The organism is uncultured Subdoligranulum sp. (assembly GCF_937890665.1).
On record NZ_CALADU010000315.1, the window covers coordinates 1 to 4,190 of the forward strand.

General features: G+C 43.5%; 4 protein-coding genes and 1 pseudogene. 4 read left to right on the plus strand and 1 reads right to left on the minus strand.

What is annotated here, in order from left to right; genetic code table 11:
• The 4 genes and pseudogenes from Q0526_RS18045 to hcp form a co-directional block, all read left to right on the plus strand.
• A pseudogene (locus Q0526_RS18045) lies at positions 1-182 on the plus strand (sulfite reductase subunit C); the annotation flags it as partial.
• Between the two features lies 1 nt (position 183).
• Complete coding sequence (locus tag Q0526_RS18050; protein ID WP_298736739.1) at positions 184-654, plus strand: pyridoxamine 5'-phosphate oxidase family protein; 471 nt, start codon at positions 184-186, stop codon at positions 652-654.
• Between the two features lie 109 nt (positions 655-763).
• Positions 764-1,792, plus strand: a complete 1,029-nt coding sequence (locus tag Q0526_RS18055) for a YeiH family protein (RefSeq protein WP_298736742.1) — start codon at positions 764-766, stop codon at positions 1,790-1,792.
• A gap of 45 nt (positions 1,793-1,837) precedes the next feature.
• Positions 1,838-3,418 (plus strand): hydroxylamine reductase, encoded by a 1,581-nt coding sequence (gene hcp, locus Q0526_RS18060; RefSeq protein ID WP_331677572.1) that lies wholly within the window; start codon positions 1,838-1,840, stop codon positions 3,416-3,418.
• A gap of 133 nt (positions 3,419-3,551) precedes the next feature.
• Here the strand turns inward: hcp and Q0526_RS18065 are convergent.
• Positions 3,552-4,190 (minus strand): Crp/Fnr family transcriptional regulator (locus Q0526_RS18065; RefSeq protein ID WP_298736744.1); only part of this gene is annotated, 639 nt, incomplete at its 5' end.

Genomic DNA, 4,190 nt, shown 5'->3' on the forward strand with positions numbered 1-4,190 from the left:
ACACCTACGACTATGTGAAGGAGTACATCGACCCCAATGCTCCCGGCGGAAAAGAACATATTGGCTACATTGTAGACCGTACTGGTTTTGAGGAGTTCAAACGGTGGGCCTTGCGGGATGTCACTCTGCCAGAGATTGCAGAAGTTATGACGCCAATGTACTGGAAGGGTGTGAAGTACTGATATGCGCCGGAAAGACAGAGAAATTGTAGGCGAGGAAATTGAAACGATTCTCCAAAAAGGAGAATATGGAATTCTGTCCACGGTTGGACAGGATGGAAAACCATATGCAGTTCCCCTCAGCTATGCCTGGAAGGATGGGCTGATTCATCTGCATTGTGCTGCGAATGTGGGAAAGAAGCTGGAGAATATTTCTTACTGCTCAGAAGTTTGTTTTGTAGTCGTTGGTGATACCACAGTGCAACCTGAAAAGTTTGGCACTTTGTATGAGAGCGTCATTCTGACCGGTCAAATGATGCCGTCAAAGGACAAACAGGTCAGCTTAGTTGCATTGCTTGAAAAATACAGCAAAGAATTTTTGGAAAAAGGGATGCAGTACATTCAAGCGGCATGGGACAAGACCGGTACGTATGTTATTTGTCCGGAACAAATAACTGGAAAAGCAAAAAGAACTCCGCAGCACACAAAGTTATGATTTTTGGCATAGAAAGCATTTATTATGACTTTTCTAAACGGCTAATTTTACAAAAACATTTTGCCAGTGTTGGCTGTATCATGTCAGCACTGACAAAGGAGGTGCGTTTTTGACACAGATTAAAAGTATATGGAAAGGATTTGGCCTGTGCTTGGCAATATCTATTCCTTGTTGGTTTTTAGGGAATTTGTTTCCCATTGTTGGCGGACCTGTTTTTGGTATTCTAGCAGGAATGCTGATTACATTGTTCTTAAAAGATAAATCCCGTTTGCAGGACGGCATTACCTTCACATCAAAAAAAATTCTGCAATATGCTGTGGTTCTTTTGGGGTTTGGAATGAATTTATCTGTCATATTGGAAACAGGAAAACAATCTCTTCCTATCATCTTGGGAACAATCAGTACATCTTTGATTATTGCATTTGTACTACACAAGGCACTGAGGATTCCTGGCAAAATATCAACTTTAGTGGGTATAGGATCATCCATTTGCGGCGGCTCTGCAATTGCTGCTACTGCACCAGTTATTGACGCAAATGACGAAGAAGTAGCTCAATCTATTTCAGTGATCTTTTTCTTCAATATGCTCGCTGCATTGCTTTTTCCTACACTGGGTACATTTCTAGGGTTTTCCACAACAAGCGGAGAGGCATTTGGAATTTTTGCGGGTACCGCTGTCAATGATACATCTTCGGTCACAGCAGCCGCTTCTACTTGGGACTCCTTATATGGACTTGGCTCAGCTACATTGGATAAAGCAGTAACAGTAAAACTGACCCGTACATTGGCAATCATCCCTATCACACTTGTATTGGCCTTTGTACGTGCTCACAAGTCCAAATCTACAGGCAATCAAGTAAAACTATCCTCTGTTTTCCCGATGTTCATTCTATATTTTGTTATTGCGTCTGTCATCACAACGATAACTTCTTCTCTTGGTGTTCCGGTCGAGTTCTTCTCACCGCTGAAATCTTTGAGCAAGTTTTTCATTATCCTTGCGATGAGCGCTGTGGGACTAAACACAAATATCGTAAAACTCGTAAAAACAGGTTCCAAGCCATTGGTACTGGGTTTCTGCTGTTGGATTGGTATTACTACTGTTACACTCTCTTTGCAACATATTTTAGAAATTTGGTAGATCAGAATACAATTCAAGCTATAAGAATCCGGAAAGGAAATAATTATGAATAAAATGTTTTGTTTTCAATGTGAGCAAACAGCTGGCTGTACTGGCAATGTAGGCGTTTGCGGAAAGACAGCCAATATAGCTAATTTACAAGATGAGTTGACTGGTGCACTAATTGGTTTGGCACGAGCCACTGATGGCGATACGTTAGCCACAGCATCAACATGGAAAGTTATGATTGAAGGTTTGTTCACCACAATTACGAATGTAAACTTTAATGAGGAAACCATCCGCGAATTGATTCAGCGTGTTCACACTGAGAAGGAAACTCTGGTTCCCATGTGTTCCAGTTGCGGTTCCCCCTGCGGCAGAAATAACGATTATGATATGGCATTGTTGTGGAATGCAGACGAAGATATCCGCAGTTTGAAGTCGTTGATTCTGTTTGGTATTCGCGGTGTGGCCGCATACACATATCATGCCATGATACTTGGTTATACGGATGAGGCGTTAAACCGTTTTATCGCTAAGGCGCTTTTTGTGATTGGTGAAGACTGGGATATGGAACAGCTTCTTCCCATTGTTATGGAAGTTGGTCAGTACAACCTTACCTGTATGGAACTGCTAGACAAAGCAAATACAGAAACATTCGGCCATCCTGTCCCCACTGAAGTGCCTCTTAAAGTGGATAAGGGGCCTTTTATTGTGATAACCGGCCATGATCTGCTAGATCTGAAACTTCTGCTGGAGCAGACAGAAGGAAAAGGAATTAATATCTATACCCATGGCGAGATGCTTCCGGCCCATGCCTACCCAGAACTCAAGAAATATCCGCATCTCAAAGGCAACTTCGGAACAGCATGGCACAATCAGCAGAACGAATTCATGGATATTCCTGCACCTATTCTATTCACCACCAACTGCCTGATGCCGCCCAAGGTAAGCTATGCAGATCGAGTTTTCACTACAGACGTGGTATCTTACCCCGAAATAGTACACATCGGAGATAGCAAGGATTTTACTCAAGTAATTGAAAAGGCATTGGAACTGGGCGGTTATTCCGAAGAGCAGTCATTCACCGGTATCAATGGTGGCAGCACAGTTATGACCGGATTTGGTCACAAAACGGTACTGAGTGTAGCCGACAAATTAATAGACGCAGTAAAAGCCGGAACTATCAAGCATTTCTTCTTGGTGGGCGGCTGTGATGGCGCACGTCCGGGGCGCAACTATTATACTGAGTTTGTGAAAAATACACCGAAAGACACGATAGTGCTGACCTTGGCCTGCGGAAAATACCGCTTCAACGACCTGAATATTGGCACTATTGGCGAACTGCCCCGGCTTATGGACATTGGGCAGTGCAACGATGCATTCAGTGCCATTAAAATCGCCCTGGCTCTTGCGGATGCATTTGAATGTGGGGTAAACGATCTCCCTCTTTCGATAATACTGTCCTGGTATGAACAAAAAGCTGTGTGCATCCTTCTGACACTGCTGTATTTGGGTGTAAAGAATATCCGACTGGGTCCCAGCCTTCCCGGATTTGTTTCCCCCAACATACTCAACTATCTAGTGGAGCACTACAACATCGCTCTTATCACCGCACCATCGGAAGATATGGGACAGATACTGTAAAATACATAAATCTGCAAATAACTCATACCGAACAATTTTGAAGATGCCCCCCTGACTGGAACAAAGCAGTCAGGGGCTCTTTTGTCAACTTGAAATATAATCGTTTCAGAAATGGAACAGCAATGCAATTATCTTAAACTTTAAGTGAAATACGATTTTTATCATACTCAATTATACCATCTCTTTGCATTTTAGAAAGCTCATTGCACATGGTACTGCGATCAACATTTAAGTAATCCGCTAACTGCTGGCGGTTATACGGAATCAGAAAAGAATTACTTCCGGCATGTTTGGAGCATTCCGAAAAATAGGACATCAGCCGCCCCCGAATGGATTTGGAACTGGTATGCTGGATTCTTTGGGAAAGCTGAAGGCTTCTGTGAGCGCAGACGGTCAACAGATTTCGGACAAGTTTTGTATGAAATGGACAGGCATTGGTGCAAGTAGCCAGGATGCGACCCACATTCATAAACAGTACGGAGGTATCCTCCACAGCGGACACTGTAACCAACATCGGCTCCCCCGGAATGCAGGCATACACCTCAGCGAATACGGAACCAGGCGCAACATGCCCCAAAATACTGGTATTGCCCCATATATCGTTGCAAGAGATCACCGCCAAACCAGAAAGCACGATCCCAATATTTTCCGTGGTATTTCCTTCTGAAAGGATCACCTCTCCTTTTTGAAAGCTACGCGTTGTGGCATTCAGGCAATCCAAAAGAGATGTAATCTCTGCTTCTTCCAGTCCTCGAAACAGTTGTGTATTGGA

Bases quoted from the DNA above. Each gene is read 5' to 3' on its own strand.
- Q0526_RS18050 (WP_298736739.1), top strand. From the start codon at position 184: ATGCGCCGGAAAGACAGAGAAATTGTAGGCGAGGAAATTGAAACGATT.
- hcp (WP_331677572.1), top strand. From the start codon at position 1,838: ATGAATAAAATGTTTTGTTTTCAATGTGAGCAAACAGCTGGCTGTACT.